Source organism: Lacibacter cauensis, assembly GCF_007830055.1.
GTDB classification, from domain to species: Bacteria; Bacteroidota; Bacteroidia; order Chitinophagales; family Chitinophagaceae; genus Lacibacter; species Lacibacter cauensis.
In genome coordinates, this window is record NZ_VLLE01000002.1 from 450,386 (window position 1) to 468,255 (window position 17,870).

Sequence of the window (17,870 nt, forward strand, 5' to 3'; positions counted from 1 at the left end):
TGTGGTTAAGCTTTTTTTCCAAAGCCGGGATGATATTGCTCCAATGTTTTACGCAGGAACTCACGGTCGAGATGCGTATAAATTTCGGTAGTGGTAATACTTTCGTGGCCCAGCATTTCCTGTACAGCACGTAAGTCGGCTCCGCCTTCTACCAAATGCGTAGCAAAGGAATGACGGAAGGTGTGTGGCGAAATGTTTTTTTCAATACCTGCTTTCCTGGCTAGTTCTTTAATGATGAGGAAGATCATTACTCTTGTTAACTCATCGCCACGACGGTTGAGAAAAACATAATCTTCTTTTCCTTTTTTCGGCTGCACATGCACACGAATATTGTTTACATAAATTTCGATGTATTTAACAGCGCTGCTGCCAATGGGCACTAACCGTTCTTTATCGCCTTTACCAATTACACGAATGAAGCCTACATCGAGAAAAAGGTTCGATAGTTTTAAATTCACCACTTCACTTACACGCAAACCGCAACTGTACATGGTTTCAAGAATAGCTTTGTTACGACCGCCTTCCGGTTTGCTCAGATCTATCTGGTTGATCATGCTTTCAATTTCTTCGTAGCTGAGTGTATCGGGGAGTGTGCGTTTGAGTTTGGGTGCTTCCAGCAATGCAGTAGGGTCTGTTGTGCTGATCTGTTCCAGCAGACAGTATTTATAAAACTGCCGAAGCCCCGAAATAATTCTGGCCTGGCTGCCTGCACTCATGCCCAGCTCGGCAATCCATTTTACAAACTGCTGCAGGTCTTTTAATACCAGCTCCGAAGGATTTTTCAGATCATTGATGTGCTGCAGGTATTGCGTCAGCATTTCAACATCGTGCAGGTAAGCTTCCACTGAGTTATCACTCAGCGAACGTTCCAGTTGCAGGTAAGCTTTAAAACCTTTTTTATACGGGTCCCACATTTGTTGTCTCAATAGTTTACTAAAATTGCCACTAAGACACGAAAGCACAAAGAAACACGAATAAAAAAATGCTTAGCGAACTTTTTGTCTTTGGGTCTTTGTGGCATTGCTTTATTATTTTAAACACTTGAATCCCTATATTCGCTGTTTAATAATCAATACCGGTATGCAATCATCAAAACCCATGCATCTTCCTTTCTTCAAACGTTTAATGCAACAGAACCGTCGTCGTTTCCGTTATTTTCTTACCCGTTTGGAAACAGTGAAGCCAAAAGGAATGGATAAGCTGGCAAAGGAAATGGATAAAGAAGTGTGGGCCGAAACGGATTGCCTGGCTTGTGCCAACTGCTGTAAAACCATGACACCGACATTTACCAAGCAGGATATTAAACGCATCTCTGCACACTTTAACCAAACGCCTGAAGAGTTTACCGAGAAGTGGTTGTACAAAGAACGCAGCACCGGCGATATGATGAACAAGAAACAGCCCTGCCAGTTTCTGAATTTGAAAGACAATAAGTGTTCGATTTACGAAATACGTCCGGTTGATTGTGCAACCTTCCCGCATCACACCAAAAAGAACTTTACGGATTGGGTACATGTGTACAAACAGAACGTAGAGTATTGTCCGGCTACTTATAAATTGGTAGAGAAAATGATGGAGAAAGTAGGAAAGATCTAAGAACGCTTATGCAACTATACTTGAATCGTCATTACTGTTAACGCTTGTTACGGTAGTGACGATTCTTTTTTCTGCTGCAGGCAAAACAGTTTCAGGTTTTCACCTTCCTGTATGATAGTGCCGCTTTCAACAAATCCTGCTTTCAATAATACTTTTTGCGAAGCAAGATGTTGCGGAAGAGTGATGGCCATAATTACATCACGCTTGATTGTTTGAAAGGTATAATTGATGGAAGCAGCAACCAGTTCTGTTGCATAACCTTTGCCCCATGCATGTTGCAAAAAGCCATAGCCCAAATGATAGTTCACGGTATCTTCTAACGGCAGTAATGAAAATGAACCAATGTATTCGCCGGTTGCTTTTTCAATTACTGCAAAACGACCGATGCCCGGATGATCGAGATAAAACTGCAGGTTCTCCAACAGGAATGCATCAGTTTGTTCTCTTGTTTTTGGTGCACGAATAAAGCGCATCACTTCTGCATCGCCATGAAAGCGAAAGAATGCATCGCCATCGGCAGCGGTATAAGTTTTTACCAATAATCGTTCAGATTCAAATAGGATCATAGCTGCTTTTCGTCGGTGCGGCCATCGGCCGTAAGACGTATAACTGGAGTTTTTTGTTTAGTTGGTATGACGGTTTGCAACCGTACCAACCACTGTTTACTTATGAATTTCGCTGGTAAAGTGGAACTCAATATCGGGGTTGTTCTGCCGTTCGGTATTGAGGAACCATTCGCTTTGTGCCAGGTAAACCAGATGCCCGTCTTTATCTGCCGCAATATTGTTGGTTTTAAAACGGGTAAACTCGTCCAGCTTTTTTTGATCTTTACTCGTAATCCAACAAGCTTTATAATAGGGTAGAGAACGGAATTCTGCACTGGCGCCATATTCCTGCAACAAGCGGTATTGAATTACTTCAAACTGCAGTTCGCCTACACAGCCAATGATCTTTTTGTTACCGCCAAACTGGGTAAACAGCTGCGCCACACCTTCGTCGGTTAACTGCAGCAAACCTTTTTCCAGTTGCTTGGTCTTCATCGGATCTTTATTGATCACTTCCTTAAACAATTCCGGCGAAAACGAAGGAATACCGGTGAAGTAAAAATTTTCACCTTCTGTAAGTGTATCACCAATTTTAAAGTTGCCGGTATCAAACAAGCCCACCACATCGCCCGGATAAGCTTCTTCAATCACATCTTTCTGGCGGGCCATAAAGGAATAAGGATTACTGAAACGTACATCCTTATCTAAGCGCACATGATGATAGTATTTGTTCCGTTCAAACTTACCGCTGCACACACGCAAAAACGCAATTCGGTCACGGTGTTTGGGATCGAGGTTGGCGTGAATTTTAAAAATAAAACCGCTCAGTTTTTCTTCCTGCACATCTAAGTGGCGGGTAGATGTTTCTCTGCTTTGCGGCAAGGGTGCAATACGGATAAACGTATCCAGCATTTCTTTTACACCAAAGTTGTTTACGGCACTGCCGAAAAACACGGGTGCAATTTTTCCTTTCAGGTATTGATCAACATTAAGGTCACCGTATACACCATCTACCAGTTCCACATCTTCACGCAGGGTATTGGCATCGGCTTCGCCTACTTTTTCATCGAGTATTTTATTGCTCAGATCTTTAATTTCCACCACATCTTCATCGCTGGCTTTTGTATTGGGCGTAAACAATACCAGCGATTTTTTATCGAGATCATATACGCCTTTAAATTCTTTACCGCTGTTGATGGGCCAGGTCATGGGGTGGAGGTGCAGGCTCAGTTCTTTTTCTACTTCTTCCAGCAAGTCGAAACGGTTCTTACCATCACGGTCCATTTTGTTGATGAACACAATTACCGGTGTATCACGCATGCGGCACACTTCCATCAAGCGTCGGGTCTGGTCTTCCACACCATTCACACTGTCAATTACCAGGATAACACTGTCAACAGCAGTCAATGTACGGTACGTATCTTCTGCAAAGTCTTTGTGACCGGGTGTATCGAGCAGGTTGATCAATATGCCATTGTATTCAAACGTCATTACCGAAGTAGCAACCGAGATACCACGCTGGCGTTCAATTTCCATGAAATCGCTGGTTGCATGTTTCTTGATCTTGTTACTTTTTACGGCGCCTGCCACCTGGATGGCACCACCAAACAACAGCAACTTTTCGGTAAGGGTGGTTTTACCCGCATCCGGGTGGGAGATGATGGCGAATGTGCGTCGGCGGTTGATTTCGTTTGTAAATTTCATGTCGAAGTTCATGGTTCATAGTTCATTGATAATAGTGGTCGGAAACGACTATGAACTATTAACTATGAACTATCGGCCTTTTTAAGCCCGCAAAGGTAAGCCGTCAAAGGCTTCCATTTGTAACAATTTTCTTTGTGCTTCCACAAATCAGTATAAATTTGACTATGCGTAAAACCTTCGAAATCTTCTGGAACAGCCTGTTGTTTGCCACACAGGAATTAAGGAAAAATAAGCTCCGTACTTTTTTGAGTTTGTTAGGGATTACGTTTGGCATCTTCTGTATCATCAGCGTAATGGCTACGGTTGGTAGCCTTGAAAGCAGCATTAAAAACGAGTTTAAATCGTTTGGCAACAATACCATTTATGTACAGAAATGGCCCTGGGGTGGCGGTGGCGAATACCCCTGGTGGAAATACATCAGTCGACCGAACGCCAAGTTTAAAGAAATGGCTCCGGTAAAACAGCGGATGTCGCTGGCCGGTAATGTTGCGTACACTTATTTCAATGCTTCCGCAATCGATTATAAAGATGTGTCATTGTCATCCGTAAACTGGTATGGTGTTACGGAAGAGTTCAACGAAATACAGCCGGTTGAAATGGGTACAGGCCGCTATTTATCCAATAATGAATTTGCATATGGTACGGCCAGCGTGGTAATGGGCTATAATGTTGCTGAAAAATTGTTCGATAAAGCTGAATACGCAGTTGGAAAAACGGTTGACATTAAAGGACGTAAAGTAAATGTGGTGGGTGTTATTAAGAAGCAGGGACAAAACCTGTTGGGTGGTTGGGATTTTGATAATGTTATCATCATTCCATACCGCTTTGCCAGTCAGGTAGGTAACGAAGCAAGAAGTGATGGGTTTATATTGGTGAAGGGAAAAGAGAATGTACCGGTTGAGGATTTGAAAAACGAATTGCGAGGTGTTATGCGCAGCATACGAAAACTGAATCCTAAGCAGGAAGATAATTTTGCATTGAATGATGTAAGTACAGGTGCAACACAAATCACTTCTATATTTGATGGTATGACGATTGGCGGTATTGCCATTACCATCCTTTCGTTTATCGTGGGCATTTTTGGTGTAGCCAATATTATGTTTGTTACCGTTCGTGAACGTACCAGCATTATTGGGTTGAAGAAAGCCATTGGTGCCAAACGCAGAACCATACTTGCTGAGTTTTTAATGGAGAGCGCCTTTCTTTGTATACTAGGTGGTATTATAGGTTTGGCGATGGTGTTTGGATTAACCTTTGCGTTATCTGCTGCCTTTAAATTCAAAGTATTTATTTCAATTGGATTGTTTCTTGGCGCCGTGATGGTTTGTATCATTACAGGCATTCTTGCAGGAATCATACCTGCGTTTATTGCCGCAAAAATGGATCCTGTTGTAGCCATCCGTAGTAAATAAAAAATGAAGAATGTGAAATGAAAAATGAAAAAGGTTGCTGCCTTAATTTTACATTCTTAATTCTAATTTTTTAATTTTTCATTCCTGTTTTGATCACTATTCTCGCCATCGAATCTTCCTGCGACGAAACTTCGGCTTCCGTTTGTCGGGATGGACGTATTCTTTCCAATGTTATTGCTACGCAGGCGGTGCATGAGCAGTACGGTGGCGTTGTACCGGAGCTTGCAAGCCGTGCACACATGGAGAATATTGTGCCCGTGGTTGACAAAGCATTGAAGCAGGCAGGTGTTACCATGCAGGAACTGAACGCAGTTGCTTTTACACAGGCGCCGGGTTTAATTGGTTCGCTGCTGGTAGGTGTGCAATTTGCCAAATCGATGGCGCTTGCTTTAGATGTGCCATTGATTGCGGTGCATCATATGCAGGCGCATGTGCTGGCGAATTTAATTCCCGAAGAAAACCCTTCCTTTCCTTTCTTGTGTTTAACGGTGAGTGGCGGACATACACAAATTGTGTTGTGCGAAAGTGCTACGCAAATGACAGTGCTGGGCGAAACGATTGATGATGCAGCCGGCGAAGCATTTGATAAAACTGCAAAACTGTTGGGACTGCCTTATCCCGGCGGCCCGTTGATTGATAAATATGCGCAGCTGGGTAATCCTGATCGTTTTCATTTTCCCGAGCCACAGATACCCGAACTCAACTTTAGCTTCAGTGGATTAAAAACATCCATTCTTTATTTTCTGCGCAACGCAGGTACAAGCCTGGTGTATAAAGAAGAGTTTTTAAAAACAGAAGAAGAGCAAAAGCAGTTTATTGCGGAGAACCTGAACGATATTTGTGCATCTATTCAACAGCGCATCATTTCTATATTATTGAACAAACTGAAGAAAGCGGTAAAAGAAACAGGTGTGAAACAGGTTTGTTTAGCTGGCGGTGTTAGTGCCAACAGCGGTTTGCGCAAAGCCTTTGTTGCTATGGGTGAGAAGCATCATTGGAAAACCTTTATTCCTTCGTTTGAATATTGTACCGATAATGCCGGTATGATTGCTATAACTGCTTACCATAAATACCTTGCAGGCGAGTTTGTTTCGTTAGCTGTACAGCCAAGTGCCAGAGCAGAATGGTAGATCTTATTTTTTTCGGTAACCACTCCAGGGCAATACAAATTGCCTGTTTTCATTAAGCGTTATACCAACAATTTTATCACCATCAATAGAACCGCTGTGATAGTAAGTGCCGCTTTGATCGGAAGTAGTGAAGGCAAAGTAAACTTTATCCCAATCTGTATTTAAGAAACCTCCGTTGAAAGGGTAACCATAAAACTCACCATCGAAAGTTTTGCCTGTAATTTTTGTGAACTTAAATTCTTTCAAATAGGCTTCACTGTTGGGTGTTGGTCTCAAGTCAATGATCCATGTTCCAAGAATTTTACTGCTGTCTGCGTAAGCAAATCTTGTCTGCTTTTCATTTCCAAAATGCGATAGGGGTGCTGTTTGTTGTATTTTTGAGCCGTTAAGCAGCACGAACAGGAGAAAGAGGTGCATAGAATTTTCGTTTTCCAAACAGCCGCTTTGGTAAAAAGTTCATTTTGATAACAGATAAATGCCCAATCACTATTTTCAATTCAAACAATTTACTGTTCAGCAGGAAAAAGCTGCATTGAAAGTAAGTACCGATAGCTGCCTGTTTGGAGCATGGATAGCGGAGGAAGTAAGAAGTATGAAGTACGAGGTACGAAGTGTAGGAACCCCACTCACTACTCACCATTCACCACTCGCCATTCTTGATATCGGCGCAGGCACCGGTTTACTGATGCTGATGCTGGCGCAGAAAAACAATGCAATGATCGATGGTATTGAAATCGATGAACCATCGTATCAACAGGCAAAAGAAAATATCGAAGCGTCGCCCTGGAAGGAACGACTACAGTTGTTTCAAGCTGATGTCAAGCAATTCAGCTTTAGCAAAAAATACGATCTCATTCTTTCTAATCCACCGTTTTACGAAGGCGATTTAAAAGCGGGTGCTGCTAACCGTAATGTGGCCATGCACGATGCCGGTTTAAAACTGGATGAGTTGGTGGGGATCGTTGCAGCGAACTTAACAGAAGCCGGAAGCTTTGCAGTATTGCTTCCTTTTACACGTGCTGAATATATGATAGAAAAAGCTGCAACTGCAAACCTTCATCTGCAAAAGCATGTACAGGTAAAACAATCCGTGAAGCATGGTTACTTCCGCTCAATGTTATTGTTTGCACATACGACAAAAGAGCCCGTTGTTGAAGAGCTGGCAATTAAAGATGCAGACAATAACTATACAGTTGATTTTGTAAACCTGTTAAAGGATTATTATTTGTATTTGTAAATCATCTGTCAAACACCGGCATATTCCTTCAGGTAACTGTATTCTTCTGTAAGCGTGCCCGCTTTCAACATTGTAGCCCGATCTAAAACAGGCGAACCACCTTTCACCAGGTCATCCAATACATATTTAATTAGCTGTTCACCAAAGTAACGGGATGCATCACGTGGCAGTTCGTTGGGTAAATTGCCTACAGCCATTACATCAACAGATGTAGATAAATAGGCTGCTGTTTTTTGTAAGGTTATCTTATCAACGCCATACACCGGATCGGCAATGGTTGAATCGCCGATGTTAATGGGAATAGAGCCGCCTGTATCGTTGGTAATATCAGCAATGGTTTGAATTTTGAACGACGGATTCCTGAACTCATCTAATGTAAATAACGATGGAATTGTCTTATCCCAATACACACCATTGAGCAGTATATCGGTTTGCTTCACAAAAGGAGAGAAGCTGCATTTGTATTCTTCCGGGTGCTCGTGAAAATTATCACGGTTGTAAGTACCATCATCTTTACGTTCGTATAAATCTCTTCCTTTCAAATGCACATACACGGGATATTCATATTGCCGGTGCAGGTAGTCGAAAGGTTCCACTTCGTTTACACCCAGCAGATTCATAATTTCCAGTAAGCCGTGGGCCACACGGCCACTGCCGGTAATGGCAATTTTAATCTTCGGCAATTTCAATCCAAAATAAGTATGAATTAACTGCCTGTAATCACGCACATCGCCAACACGTCCCAGTTTAAACGCACCGGTGCGGTTGCCAAATGCCATCATGCCATTGTGTGCGCCAACCACACCTGCAAAAAAACCAAAGCCAATAATCCGTTGACCGTCGTCGTGTGTTAAACATTCATAATCGATCAAGGTGATCTTTTTTGCAATCATTGCCTGCATCAATTTACGGTTATGTGCCTGCGCTTTTTTTGTATGCGAGAAAAACAGATAAGTTTTCCCCGGAATCAACTGATCAACCGGCACTTCTTTAATGCCAAACAAAACATCGCAACTGCTCATATCGTCTGTTACAGTTACGCCTGCGCTTTTGTATTCTTTATCGGTAAAACAGCGATCTGGTGAGGATTGCACCAATACTTGTACGTTAGTAATATTTTTCGCTATCCATTTGCATTGTGTGGGGGTAAGTGCTACACGGTTATCTGCAGGCGTTTTTCCTTCTCTGATGAGTCCTATTGTTAACATACCAATCGTTTGTTTGCAAGTTAAGTGTTCGGACAAAAAAAATGAAGACATAAAAAATTTTACAGGAAAGCAAAGTTTCTGTAATATTGCACCCCCTCCGATGGCTATCGGAGCCAAAACGCCCGGGTGGCGGAATTGGTAGACGCAGCAGACTCAAAATCTGCCGTTCGCAAGGATGTGAAGGTTCGAGTCCTTTCCCGGGCACTTTTTTTCCCGTCTTCTCTTTTGAAGGCGGGTTTTTTTATTTTTCAGAGCTTCGGTTGTAGAACTTCTTCCATGCAAACTGTATTTGCGTTGTAAATATGCCTTACGTAACCCTGCCCAAGCGTGAGTTGTACACATCTTATGACAAGTTTTAACGAATTAGCCGTTTGTTGAACCCGTACCTTTGTAAGCCAATCGTTCGGTCAACATCTGTTAAAACCTCTTGCTGAGCGAACAATTCTGTCTTTCGTTTATTATTTATTACGTAAATCAATCACCATGCGAAAAGGAATTGCCGAAGCACGCAGCGCTACTATTGAGTTCAACAAGAAAAATCTTGATCAGTTACAAAGCAAGGGTTACAAGTTTGTTCAGATCAAAGGACTTACAGTTGACAAGCATTACGATTACGTGGAGCCACATTACCTGGTGTTGGTGCCAATGAAAGAGCTGCCTACGGATCCTTTGAAGCGTGACATTTATGAACCGCTTGGCAGCGATCTGTTGTACCAATGGGCAACTGAAAAAAACGAGTACCCGGAGATCGTTATTGCCAACAACCTCAACTAAACATGGCCACTTTTTCACTGAAGACTGTACAAAAAATCCCCGTTGATATTGATACAGCTTGGGAATTTTTTTCGAACCCTGCAAACTTACAGGCGATAACGCCGAAGAATCTTGGATTTAAAATTTTATCGAAACATCATGGCGATAAAATGTATCCAGGTCAAATCATTGAATACAAAGTGAGTCCTGTTCTTGGTATCCCTTTGTACTGGATGACGGAGATTACACATGTGAAAGACAAAGAATTTTTTGTAGATGAACAACGTTTTGGCCCATATCAATTATGGCATCATCAACATCATTTTAAAATAGTGGAAGGCGGCGTAGAAATGACGGACATTGTGCATTATCGTAATCCGCTTGGTTTTTTAGGCAATATTGCCAACACTTTATTTGTAAAGGCACAGTTGAAGCAAATCTTCGAATTCAGATTTAAGGTAGTGGAAGAGTTGTTTGGAAAATGGCCGGGTACAGTTATCAATAAGGTGGAGTTTCATAAAGCTGCATAAACGAAAAACCGCTTGCATAAAAAAGAACGGCATCCGCTAAAAGCGGATGCCGTTCTTTTTAGATAGCCTGGTGATTGAAGGGCTGCACCACCATTTCGCTTACCACAGCACTGGTTGGTTGCTGGCACAAGAACCAAATTGCTTTTGCTGCTTCATCGGCCATCACCATTTTATCACGTTGAACACGCAAATCAATGGTATCCCAAAAAGGCGTATCCACACCACCAAGGAATAAATTGGTGATGCGTATTTCTGTTCGTTTCACTTCTTCACGAATGCTTTGCATCATGCCATTCAATCCATACTTCGATGCGCTGTAAGCAGCTGCTCCCAACATCGGCACTTTACCCAGGATGCCCGGAATATTAATGATCAATCCTTTCTTTGTTTCTTTCATATTTGGCAAAAACGCTTTCACCAGCAAAAAAGGTGCATAAAGATTTGTGTGGATGGTCTGCATGAATTCCTCTTCTGTTAATGTATCCGACGGTTTGATGATACCAATACCGGCTGCATTCACCAACACATCAATCGTAGGATATTGTGCAAAGAACTGTTCTTTCAGTACAGCCACTTCTGCCGGGTTACTAATGTTGAGCGCTAATGTTTTGGAAGAAGAAAGATTCAGCTCCTGCGCCAATGCCGCCAGTTTTTCGCTGTTACGCCCCGCCAGAAATAAATTAGCTCCACTGCCTGAGAGTAACTTAGCAACCTTGCTGCCGATGCCGCCCGTTGCACCAACGATCAATACGTTTTTATTTTTTACTGATTCCATGAAATAAGTTTATGCTTCAACAAAAAATAAATGCTTTGGTTGAACTGTGCTTACAAATACCGCACACATTTTTTCCAGTAGCTGAAAAATGAATTGAAGTAGCCTGTTACCTGCGGAAACATCCAATTCCGGCCGTCTTTTGTTCCGGTGTAATGTTCAAATGCCGGATGTTCTTTGGAGATAATTTGTGCACGACTCGTCACTTGTAATAACTCATCAAACTCTCCAACAAAAAGCTGTATACCTTCAATATTCTTCGAAAGATCGATTATGAACTGCAGCACTTTTTCACTCACCGGGTAACGGACAAAATGTGATGGCTCAAGCAATAATATTCTGTTGGCATCTTCTTCTTTGCGCCAGTTGGGATCAAGGTTGTAGGAGTTGTAGATCAACATCGGTTTGGACGGATCAATGTTGATAGCAGTTGCTGTTGGCAATTCGGTGTGTAATGATAATTCAACGGTTTGCTGCAATGCATCGGGGATATTCATCTCCGGCAATTCTTCGTAACTCTTATCCAAAAATGTTTGGCGTTGATTGCTGTTGCAGTAATTGTTGATATTTTCCTGGTTGCAATAATATTTTTTGGATGAGAAAGCAGCCGCCACCCATTGCCAGCTGCAGTTATTACTGGCCAGATCACCATCGAGCAAATGGTAATACATCCATTTACTTGGTTGATGCCAATGCGCTTTGCCAATATTACAAACAATGGAAGCGGTGTACATCCGTGCATGATTGTGCATGTAACCCGTTTCGTACAGTTTGCTTATTTGCTCATCGATGGCTTCAATGCCCGTTGCTGCATTAGCAACAGCACCGATCATGTGCGTATGCTTTACATCAACCTGATCCTGTTTCAATGCGGTGTTGATGGCAGCTGTTCCTTTTGCCTGCCACACACGCTGAAAATATTCACGCCAGGCGAGTTCCTGCAAAAATTTTTCTACCTGGTAAGGTTTGTAACCTTTCTTCATCACAATTTCTTTCACTTGCTTTGTACTAATTACACCACGTGAAATATAAGGAGAGAGATAGGTAACATCTCCATCAATAAAATTTCTCGTCTTACCATAACGAATGGGGTCAACGTTTTCAACACGTTCGAGAATGGAGGAGTAGTCTGTAGCAAACGAAATCATCTTCAACTTATTTAATTGTACGGCATTTGTACGCCCAATAGATTAATACGGGATGTATCACCAGCAAACGAACCCATGCTACCCATGCAGGTACGCACAGGGAATCGCTCAAGCAACCACCTTTCTGAATAAAATAAATATGTGCAGGTAAGAAAGCGATCAGTAAAAAAAGGATGGCATTGCAGCCATGTTTTCTTGTTGAGGGGATCAGTACAGCAATGCCTGCTAAAACTTCGCCTGCACCACTTAAGATATTCAGTAGGGAAGGCTTGGGAAAATAATCGGGAATGAGCGGTAAATAAAAATCAGGATTGATGAAATGATTGATGCCGCCGAGAATATAGAACACACCTAAAACGATGACAGCAATTTTGGGTAACAGTTTTTTCATCGTTTACCGTTTACTGATTTTATTCATGCTGATGCTGCGTTGACGGTTGCATTTAAAACGATTCACATCATCACTACGTAAAGCAGTATGCTTTGTTGTACGACCGGCCATACGTTTGCGCCACATGCGAAAGCTCGATGGCTTGCTGTTGGCCCGCATAAACGCAATCACATCTTTTTCCTTTAAGCCAAACTGCAGTTCGATGGCTTCGAAAGGAGTGCGGTCTTCCCAGGCCATTTCAATAATGCGGTCTTTATCTTCTATTGTAAAATTCATTTGTCGAGTTGTTGTAAAAATATTTCAGCGTTTTTTAAATGTGTTTGCTGTTTTTCAACAGGCATCTTATCAAATGTTTTGATCAACATGCCAAGCCGTGGATTCTGTAAAAAGAAATCACGGTGCACATGCATAAAGCGCCAGAACAAACCATCCCACACAGCCTGCCAGTTTCCCTTCTCATAATCACTCATCTTCATTAAATAATTACTGCCGCTGATGTAGGGTTTTGTGGTCATCAGTCCGCCATCTGCAAACTGCGTCATGCCATACACATTCGGCACCATTACCCAATCGTAGGCATCAATAAACAGTTCCATAAACCAACGGTACACTTCATCGGGGTCAAATTCGCAGAGCAGCATAAAGTTGCCCAGCACCATCAAACGTTCAATGTGGTGACAATAGCCCGTCTTCAATACTTTCTTAATCGTTTCATCTATTGGTAATATACCCGTAGTGCCGGTCCAGAAACTCTCCGGTATTTTTCGTTTGAACTGCCAGTAGTTGGTGGTACGTTGTTTCGTGCCTTCACGTTCGTACACGATGCGTATGAACTCACGCCAACCCATGATCTGCCGTACAAAACCTTCCAATGAGTTGAGTGGTATATTGTGCTTGGCTACTTCGTTCAATACTTTTTCCAACACCTGTTTTGGCGTAAGTAAACCCGTATTCAGCATCGGCGTAAGTACCGAGTGATGCAGAATATATTCTTTCGTTACAATGGCATCTTCATAAATGCCAAACTGTTGAAAACGTTGTTCAATAAACTCATCAAGCCATTGCTCTGCTTCATCAAAACTGCAGACAAAAAAATGCGGCGCTTCAACAGCACCATAGTTGTCAGCAAAATGTTTTTCTACATAGGCTGTTGCTTCTTTGATGAACTTGTTTGGTTTTGGAAGGGTTACTTTTGGCGGCGTTTGCTTCTTCGGATATTTTTCCCTGTTCTCTGCATCAAAGGTCCATTTACCGCCGAGTGGTTTGCCATCTTTCTCTAACAATATCTTTCGCAGCTTGCGCTGATGCGTATAAAAATCGGTTTGGAAATAGTTTTTCTTTTTGCTGAAGTAATCAGCCACATCATCCATCGTATTCAAAAAGCCCGGTGTTGCATGAACAACGAGTTTGATCTTGAGCTGCAGACAGGTTTCGCTGATGCGTTTCAACAACCAGTTGTCGGCCACATCTGCAATATGAATTTCAGTGATCTGTTGTTTTGCCAAAGAAGCAATCAGCTTGCGTACATCATTTTCTGTTTCGGTTGTTTCAATATAGTTGAGGTTGTAACTATTTTCATTCAGCCATTGCGCATAAAACTGCATGGAAGCCCGGTGCAGCACCAGCTTTTGTTTGTGAAATTTGTATTGCCGGAAAAACAATCCTTCCTCCACCAGGTATACGGTGCGGCTTTTATCCAGCGCCGGATGTGCTTTGAATAACTGGTGTGGGAAAATCAACGTAGCAGAACTCATAGGAAAACACAACAATTTTCAATGCAGAATGTTTAGCATTCAAAAAGAACAATGGCTTTCTACAGTCTGTCGGATATTCAAAGTTGGGAACGGTTTTACAGGGGTAATTTCATCAACAGTCTCAGCGGTTTTAAAAGCGCCAGCTTAATTGCAACGGTGAATAAAGCAGGCATCAGTAATCTCACCATCTTCAGCAATATTGTACACATTGGTGCCGATCCGGCACTAATTGGTTTTGTAAACAGGCCAAAAGAAGCGGCGCCACATACGCTCAGCAATATCGAAGCAACAGGACAGTATACAATCAATCTTATTCCGGCGAACCTTATTGAGCAGGCGCATCAAACCAGTGCGAAATATGCAGAAGAAGAGAGCGAATTCAAGGCGGTTGGTTTAACAGAAGAATTTACCGAATACTGCAAGGCACCATTTGTGTTCGAAAGCCCGGTGAAGTACTCCATGGAGTTGAAAGAAATCATTCCCATTCAATTCAACAATACGTTTTTTGTGATTGGTGCAGTAACGGGTGTGTTTGCAGATGAGCAGATATTATCTGCAGATGGATTTCTTGATCTGGAGAAAGCCAACATCATTACTTCGTTGGGTATTGATGGGTACTATGCAACCGAAAAGCTGGCCCGTTTCAGTTATGCAAAACCAGATAAGCCAGTCTGCCGTATCGATTAACGCTTTCTTTATTTTTGAGGTATGCAGAAAAAGAAACTGGTTGTATTAACAGGTGCGGGCATCAGTGCCGAAAGTGGTTTGCGTACCTTTCGTGACAGTGATGGTTTGTGGGAAGGTTATCAAATTGAAGATGTAGCCACACCACGTGCATGGCGAAAGAACCCGCAACTGGTACTCGATTTTTATAATTACAGAAGGAGAGATGTGTTGCAGGCGCAACCGAATGCAGCGCATGTTGGACTAGCAGAACTGGAGAATGATTTTGATGTAACCATCATCACACAAAACATCGATGACCTGCACGAACGTGGCGGTTCTACCAATGTATTGCATTTGCATGGAGAAATTTTAAAAATGCGGAGCGAACGTGATGAAGAGTTGATCTATGCTATTACCGGCGATATTATGCTGGGCGATAAAGCCGAAGATGGTGCACAGCTTCGTCCGCATATTGTTTGGTTCGAGGAAGCAGTGCCGATGATTGAAGTAGCAGTACCCATTGTGCAGCAGGCCGATTTTTTTGCTGTGGTGGGTACATCGTTGGTGGTGTATCCTGCCGCCGGATTAATTACAGTCGCCGATGATGCTATACCCAAGTTTATTGTTGATAAAAAGATTCCTTATACCTCATCGGTGTACAATGTAACCGCCATTGAAAAGCCGGCAACAGAAGGAGTGAAGGATTTGAGAGAATTATTATTGCGTTTGAAATAAAACAAAAAAGCTGTTCCTTTCAGAACAGCTTTTCTTATTTGGAAAGATTTCAATTATTGAAACTTCTTTGCATCTTCTAAAAACTGTGCTAAACCAATATCAGTCAGCGGATGCTTTAATAAACCTGTAATTGAACTTAACGGACAAGTACAAACATGTGCACCTGCTTCAGCTGCCTGAACAATATGCAATGGCGTACGGATCGATGCCGCTAAAATTTCTGTTTCAAAACCCTGCAGTGAATAAATGTTGGCGATCTGGCTGATCAGCTCCATACCATCCCAGCAGCTGTCATCAATACGACCGATGAAAGGAGACACATAAGTAGCACCAGCTTTTGCTGCCAGAATTGCCTGGCCTGCGCTGAATACCAATGTGCAGTTTGTTTTAATACCGTTATCGCTGAACCATTTCAGCGCTTTAATACCGTCTTTGATCATTGGCACTTTCACCACAATGTTTGGGTGAATAGCAGCCAGCTTTTTACCTTCTTCCACGATGCCATCAAAATCGGTGCTGATTACTTCTGCACTGATGTCGCCATCAACCATTTCGCAAATGGTTTTGTAGTGCTGCATAACAGCTTCCGTTCCTTTAATGCCAACTTTAGCCATTAACGAAGGGTTGGTTGTAACACCATCGAGAATACCTAATTCATTCGCTTCCTTAATTTGAGAAAGGTCTGCCGTGTCAATGAAAAATTTCATGATAATTGTTTGATTGTTTTGAAGATGAAAAAAATAAAATGGCTTGTAAGGGTCATCTTCAACAGAAAATAAAAAAATGGCAGGTTACTTACATCGCACCGCTACAACCGCCTACCCTTGCTGCGTTCCCACCCTGGGGGAGTTCAGCAGGAGCTGGTCGTGCAAGACCTGCCGGCGCAAAGATAGGGGAATGCAGATGAGAAATGAAAAATGTAGAAGTAAAAATGAAAAATTAGAAGCGCTTACAACAAGCGGTTGTTATTAAAGTTGGGGCGGTTTGCTAATGAATTAGCCTGTGTCATTCCAACCAATTCATCGGCACGGCCACCAAGAGGACGGTAATAAATGAGAATGGTGTACATATTCTCAGTTTCCCACCAGTTGCCTTCAGTAACATCGGTGCTCAGTTGTTTGGTTGCTTTATCTCTTGTAACATAAATGTAATCGTACAAAGCCTGTTTCAGGAATTGTTTGTTTTCGTACATGCCTGTTTCAGCGTTAAAGGTTAATCGATTGGCAGGCGTCAGTTCGTAGTTGGTCATTTCTCCAAAGAGGTACAATTCTTTACCGGGTATTTCTTTACGGTCGGGTGTACTGTAACGAAACCATACACTCGCATAATCACCTTGCCAGTAAGGATTGTTCTGTTCAATGTTCATCAGTTGGTACATGCCATTGTAATCACGGTAGTACATGTAGCGAAGGTCTTTGCGTTCGCCTTCGGGCTTTATAAATAATGTTTGTCCAATGTTGCTGTAGTCGCCTTTTTCAATGCGGTCTGTTTGTAACCTGAAGCTTGTAAGATCTACCCAGCGCCATTCTTTTTGCGCCGGAAACAGTGCCTGGTTTTCGGTATTATATTCCAGTATATTTTGTTTGATGAAGGTGGGTTGCAGATTGGTAATGCAATTATCCCAACGGAAGTTTTGAAGGATCACCACTTTGATCTGCTGAAAAATATTGGTGGGCTTAATATTTTGCACGTTTACATTAAACTGCAGTTTCTGTTGTGTTTTAGCAATGGATGTATTAAAAGGCTGCACAATGGTTGCGCCTGCACTTACTTTGGTATCAATCACCAGAAACCGTTTGGTAAATGCTACCTGCGATGTGTCGCCGTTGGTAAATACTTTTAGAATGTAGTTGCCACTGCGGGTTGGCATCGTATTGCGATCGGGCAGGTTGCAGGTGTAATGGGTATAACGGGTAAGCACCAGCGAAGAGTTACGGTAGGTGTTGATGCGTACGTTGGAAAAACCTTTCATATAGTCGAACTGGCTCAGCATGGCAGGAGTCCAGTCGGCATTGCATAAAGTAAAAGTGTATGAATAGTATTTTACATCAGCATCCATATCATCGAAATGCAGTTCTAACTGATCGCCGCTGTTCAACCGCATGATGGGGTAAGCCAGCTGATCGCCTTTTACATGAAACTTCACCGAACGGATATTCGGTTTAACGATACGATCTGTTTCCTGTGCCATTACGGCTGTAGCAGATAACAGGAGAAGAATAGAAACAAGCTGTTTTTTGAGGAGTTGATGCATAGCTATAGTGCTGAAACGGTTTGGTTTAAGATTCA

Annotated in this window: 20 protein-coding genes, 1 tRNA gene and 1 other RNA gene; 9 read left to right on the forward strand and 13 right to left on the reverse strand. The window is 42.3% G+C overall.

Features of this window, described 5'->3' with window-relative positions; translation table 11 throughout:
* Positions 1–5: 5 nt before the first annotated feature.
* Positions 6–914 (reverse strand): site-specific tyrosine recombinase XerD, encoded by a 909-nt coding sequence (gene xerD, locus IQ13_RS01870; RefSeq protein WP_144883937.1) that lies wholly within the window; start codon positions 912–914, stop codon positions 6–8.
* A 166-nt stretch (positions 915–1,080) separates the two neighbouring features.
* Here xerD and IQ13_RS01875 point away from each other — a divergent pair, with 166 nt between their 5' ends.
* Positions 1,081–1,596, forward strand: coding sequence for a YkgJ family cysteine cluster protein (locus IQ13_RS01875; RefSeq protein WP_144883939.1), 516 nt, complete (start codon positions 1,081–1,083; stop codon positions 1,594–1,596).
* 47 nt (positions 1,597–1,643) lie between these two features.
* Here IQ13_RS01875 and IQ13_RS01880 read toward each other — a convergent pair whose 3' ends face one another.
* Both IQ13_RS01880 and IQ13_RS01885 read right to left on the reverse strand, forming a co-directional pair.
* On the reverse strand, positions 1,644–2,162 hold the full coding sequence (locus tag IQ13_RS01880) for a GNAT family N-acetyltransferase (protein WP_144883941.1): 519 nt from the start codon (positions 2,160–2,162) through the stop codon (positions 1,644–1,646).
* Positions 2,163–2,258: 96 nt separating this feature from the next.
* A complete protein-coding gene (locus tag IQ13_RS01885) occupies positions 2,259–3,857 on the reverse strand; it encodes a peptide chain release factor 3 (RefSeq protein ID WP_242009454.1) in 1,599 nt (532 codons plus the stop codon).
* 152 nt (positions 3,858–4,009) lie between these two features.
* Between IQ13_RS01885 and IQ13_RS01890 the strand changes: the two genes are divergently transcribed.
* Positions 4,010–5,257, forward strand: a complete 1,248-nt coding sequence (locus IQ13_RS01890; protein WP_144883945.1) for an ABC transporter permease — start codon at positions 4,010–4,012, stop codon at positions 5,255–5,257.
* Positions 5,258–5,346: 89 nt separating this feature from the next.
* Positions 5,347–6,387: a tRNA (adenosine(37)-N6)-threonylcarbamoyltransferase complex transferase subunit TsaD gene (tsaD, locus tag IQ13_RS01895; protein WP_144883947.1), complete on the forward strand. Its 1,041-nt coding sequence runs from the start codon at positions 5,347–5,349 to the stop codon at positions 6,385–6,387.
* A 3-nt stretch (positions 6,388–6,390) separates the two neighbouring features.
* Here the strand turns inward: tsaD and IQ13_RS01900 are convergent, their stop codons facing one another.
* Entirely contained in the window at positions 6,391–6,804 is a 414-nt protein-coding gene (locus IQ13_RS01900; protein WP_144883949.1) for a hypothetical protein, read from the reverse strand.
* Positions 6,805–6,862: 58 nt separating this feature from the next.
* Between IQ13_RS01900 and IQ13_RS01905 the strand changes: the two genes are divergently transcribed.
* Positions 6,863–7,624, forward strand: coding sequence for a tRNA1(Val) (adenine(37)-N6)-methyltransferase (locus IQ13_RS01905; protein WP_144883951.1), 762 nt, complete (start codon positions 6,863–6,865; stop codon positions 7,622–7,624).
* 8 nt (positions 7,625–7,632) lie between these two features.
* Here the strand turns inward: IQ13_RS01905 and IQ13_RS01910 are convergent, their stop codons facing one another.
* Positions 7,633–8,832, reverse strand: coding sequence for an NAD(P)-dependent oxidoreductase (locus tag IQ13_RS01910; protein WP_144883953.1), 1,200 nt, complete (start codon positions 8,830–8,832; stop codon positions 7,633–7,635).
* A 120-nt stretch (positions 8,833–8,952) separates the two neighbouring features.
* On the opposite strand from IQ13_RS01910, the gene IQ13_RS01915 reads away from it, so the two are divergent.
* The 3 genes from IQ13_RS01915 to IQ13_RS01925 all read left to right on the forward strand — a co-directional run bounded on the left by IQ13_RS01915 (position 8,953) and on the right by IQ13_RS01925 (position 10,115).
* Positions 8,953–9,036: transfer RNA gene (locus tag IQ13_RS01915), tRNA-Leu, on the forward strand.
* A 279-nt stretch (positions 9,037–9,315) separates the two neighbouring features.
* Complete coding sequence (locus tag IQ13_RS01920) at positions 9,316–9,606, forward strand: hypothetical protein (protein WP_144883955.1); 291 nt, start codon at positions 9,316–9,318, stop codon at positions 9,604–9,606.
* Between the two features lie 2 nt (positions 9,607–9,608).
* The gene (locus IQ13_RS01925) at positions 9,609–10,115 is read left to right on the forward strand and encodes an SRPBCC family protein (RefSeq protein WP_144883957.1); all 507 of its coding nucleotides are present in this window, start codon (positions 9,609–9,611) and stop codon (positions 10,113–10,115) included.
* A 58-nt stretch (positions 10,116–10,173) separates the two neighbouring features.
* On the opposite strand, the gene IQ13_RS01930 is transcribed toward IQ13_RS01925, so the two are convergent.
* The 5 genes from IQ13_RS01930 to IQ13_RS01950 are packed head-to-tail and all read right to left on the reverse strand — an operon-like array spanning position 10,174 to position 14,180.
* The gene (locus tag IQ13_RS01930; protein WP_144883959.1) at positions 10,174–10,890 is read right to left on the reverse strand and encodes an SDR family oxidoreductase; all 717 of its coding nucleotides are present in this window, start codon (positions 10,888–10,890) and stop codon (positions 10,174–10,176) included.
* A gap of 50 nt (positions 10,891–10,940) precedes the next feature.
* Positions 10,941–12,035, reverse strand: coding sequence for an FAD-binding domain-containing protein (locus IQ13_RS01935; protein ID WP_144883961.1), 1,095 nt, complete (start codon positions 12,033–12,035; stop codon positions 10,941–10,943).
* Between the two features lie 7 nt (positions 12,036–12,042).
* Positions 12,043–12,426, reverse strand: a complete 384-nt coding sequence (locus IQ13_RS01940) for a DoxX family protein (RefSeq protein WP_144883963.1) — start codon at positions 12,424–12,426, stop codon at positions 12,043–12,045.
* Positions 12,427–12,429: 3 nt separating this feature from the next.
* Positions 12,430–12,702 (reverse strand): TIGR03643 family protein, encoded by a 273-nt coding sequence (locus IQ13_RS01945; protein WP_144883965.1) that lies wholly within the window; start codon positions 12,700–12,702, stop codon positions 12,430–12,432.
* Complete coding sequence (locus tag IQ13_RS01950) at positions 12,699–14,180, reverse strand: cryptochrome/photolyase family protein (protein ID WP_144883967.1); 1,482 nt, start codon at positions 14,178–14,180, stop codon at positions 12,699–12,701. Before IQ13_RS01950 ends, IQ13_RS01945 begins: the two co-directional genes overlap by 4 nt.
* Before the next feature lie 51 nt (positions 14,181–14,231).
* Here IQ13_RS01950 and IQ13_RS01955 point away from each other — a divergent pair, with 51 nt between their 5' ends.
* Together IQ13_RS01955 and IQ13_RS01960 are read left to right on the forward strand one after the other, a co-directional pair.
* Complete coding sequence (locus tag IQ13_RS01955; RefSeq protein WP_144883969.1) at positions 14,232–14,867, forward strand: flavin reductase family protein; 636 nt, start codon at positions 14,232–14,234, stop codon at positions 14,865–14,867.
* 21 nt (positions 14,868–14,888) lie between these two features.
* Entirely contained in the window at positions 14,889–15,581 is a 693-nt protein-coding gene (locus IQ13_RS01960) for an SIR2 family NAD-dependent protein deacylase (RefSeq protein WP_144883971.1), read from the forward strand.
* Between the two features lie 53 nt (positions 15,582–15,634).
* Here IQ13_RS01960 and fsa read toward each other — a convergent pair whose 3' ends face one another.
* The 3 genes from fsa to IQ13_RS01975 all read right to left on the reverse strand — a co-directional run bounded on the left by fsa (position 15,635) and on the right by IQ13_RS01975 (position 17,835).
* On the reverse strand, positions 15,635–16,288 hold the full coding sequence (gene fsa, locus IQ13_RS01965; RefSeq protein ID WP_129132524.1) for a fructose-6-phosphate aldolase: 654 nt from the start codon (positions 16,286–16,288) through the stop codon (positions 15,635–15,637).
* A gap of 74 nt (positions 16,289–16,362) precedes the next feature.
* Positions 16,363–16,462, reverse strand: an RNA gene (gene ffs, locus IQ13_RS01970) — signal recognition particle sRNA small type.
* Between the two features lie 68 nt (positions 16,463–16,530).
* Positions 16,531–17,835 (reverse strand): type IX secretion system plug protein, encoded by a 1,305-nt coding sequence (locus IQ13_RS01975; RefSeq protein ID WP_144883973.1) that lies wholly within the window; start codon positions 17,833–17,835, stop codon positions 16,531–16,533.
* Positions 17,836–17,870 lie beyond the last annotated feature (35 nt).

Excerpts from the sequence above, each read along its gene's own strand:
- xerD (WP_144883937.1), bottom strand. The coding sequence starts at position 914 with ATGTGGGACCCGTATAAAAAAGGTTTTAAAGCTTACCTGCAACTGGAA.
- IQ13_RS01875 (WP_144883939.1), top strand. The coding sequence starts at position 1,081 with ATGCAATCATCAAAACCCATGCATCTTCCTTTCTTCAAACGTTTAATG.
- IQ13_RS01880 (WP_144883941.1), bottom strand. The coding sequence starts at position 2,162 with ATGATCCTATTTGAATCTGAACGATTATTGGTAAAAACTTATACCGCT.
- IQ13_RS01885 (WP_242009454.1), bottom strand. The coding sequence starts at position 3,857 with ATGAACTTCGACATGAAATTTACAAACGAAATCAACCGCCGACGCACA.
- IQ13_RS01890 (WP_144883945.1), top strand. The coding sequence starts at position 4,010 with ATGCGTAAAACCTTCGAAATCTTCTGGAACAGCCTGTTGTTTGCCACA.
- IQ13_RS01900 (WP_144883949.1), bottom strand. The coding sequence starts at position 6,804 with ATGCACCTCTTTCTCCTGTTCGTGCTGCTTAACGGCTCAAAAATACAA.
- IQ13_RS01905 (WP_144883951.1), top strand. The coding sequence starts at position 6,863 with ATGCCCAATCACTATTTTCAATTCAAACAATTTACTGTTCAGCAGGAA.
- IQ13_RS01910 (WP_144883953.1), bottom strand. The coding sequence starts at position 8,832 with ATGTTAACAATAGGACTCATCAGAGAAGGAAAAACGCCTGCAGATAAC.
- IQ13_RS01920 (WP_144883955.1), top strand. The coding sequence starts at position 9,316 with ATGCGAAAAGGAATTGCCGAAGCACGCAGCGCTACTATTGAGTTCAAC.
- IQ13_RS01925 (WP_144883957.1), top strand. The coding sequence starts at position 9,609 with ATGGCCACTTTTTCACTGAAGACTGTACAAAAAATCCCCGTTGATATT.
- IQ13_RS01930 (WP_144883959.1), bottom strand. The coding sequence starts at position 10,890 with ATGGAATCAGTAAAAAATAAAAACGTATTGATCGTTGGTGCAACGGGC.
- IQ13_RS01935 (WP_144883961.1), bottom strand. The coding sequence starts at position 12,035 with ATGATTTCGTTTGCTACAGACTACTCCTCCATTCTCGAACGTGTTGAA.
- IQ13_RS01940 (WP_144883963.1), bottom strand. The coding sequence starts at position 12,426 with ATGAAAAAACTGTTACCCAAAATTGCTGTCATCGTTTTAGGTGTGTTC.
- IQ13_RS01945 (WP_144883965.1), bottom strand. The coding sequence starts at position 12,702 with ATGAATTTTACAATAGAAGATAAAGACCGCATTATTGAAATGGCCTGG.
- IQ13_RS01950 (WP_144883967.1), bottom strand. The coding sequence starts at position 14,180 with ATGAGTTCTGCTACGTTGATTTTCCCACACCAGTTATTCAAAGCACAT.
- IQ13_RS01955 (WP_144883969.1), top strand. The coding sequence starts at position 14,232 with ATGGCTTTCTACAGTCTGTCGGATATTCAAAGTTGGGAACGGTTTTAC.
- IQ13_RS01960 (WP_144883971.1), top strand. The coding sequence starts at position 14,889 with ATGCAGAAAAAGAAACTGGTTGTATTAACAGGTGCGGGCATCAGTGCC.
- fsa (WP_129132524.1), bottom strand. The coding sequence starts at position 16,288 with ATGAAATTTTTCATTGACACGGCAGACCTTTCTCAAATTAAGGAAGCG.
- IQ13_RS01975 (WP_144883973.1), bottom strand. The coding sequence starts at position 17,835 with ATGCATCAACTCCTCAAAAAACAGCTTGTTTCTATTCTTCTCCTGTTA.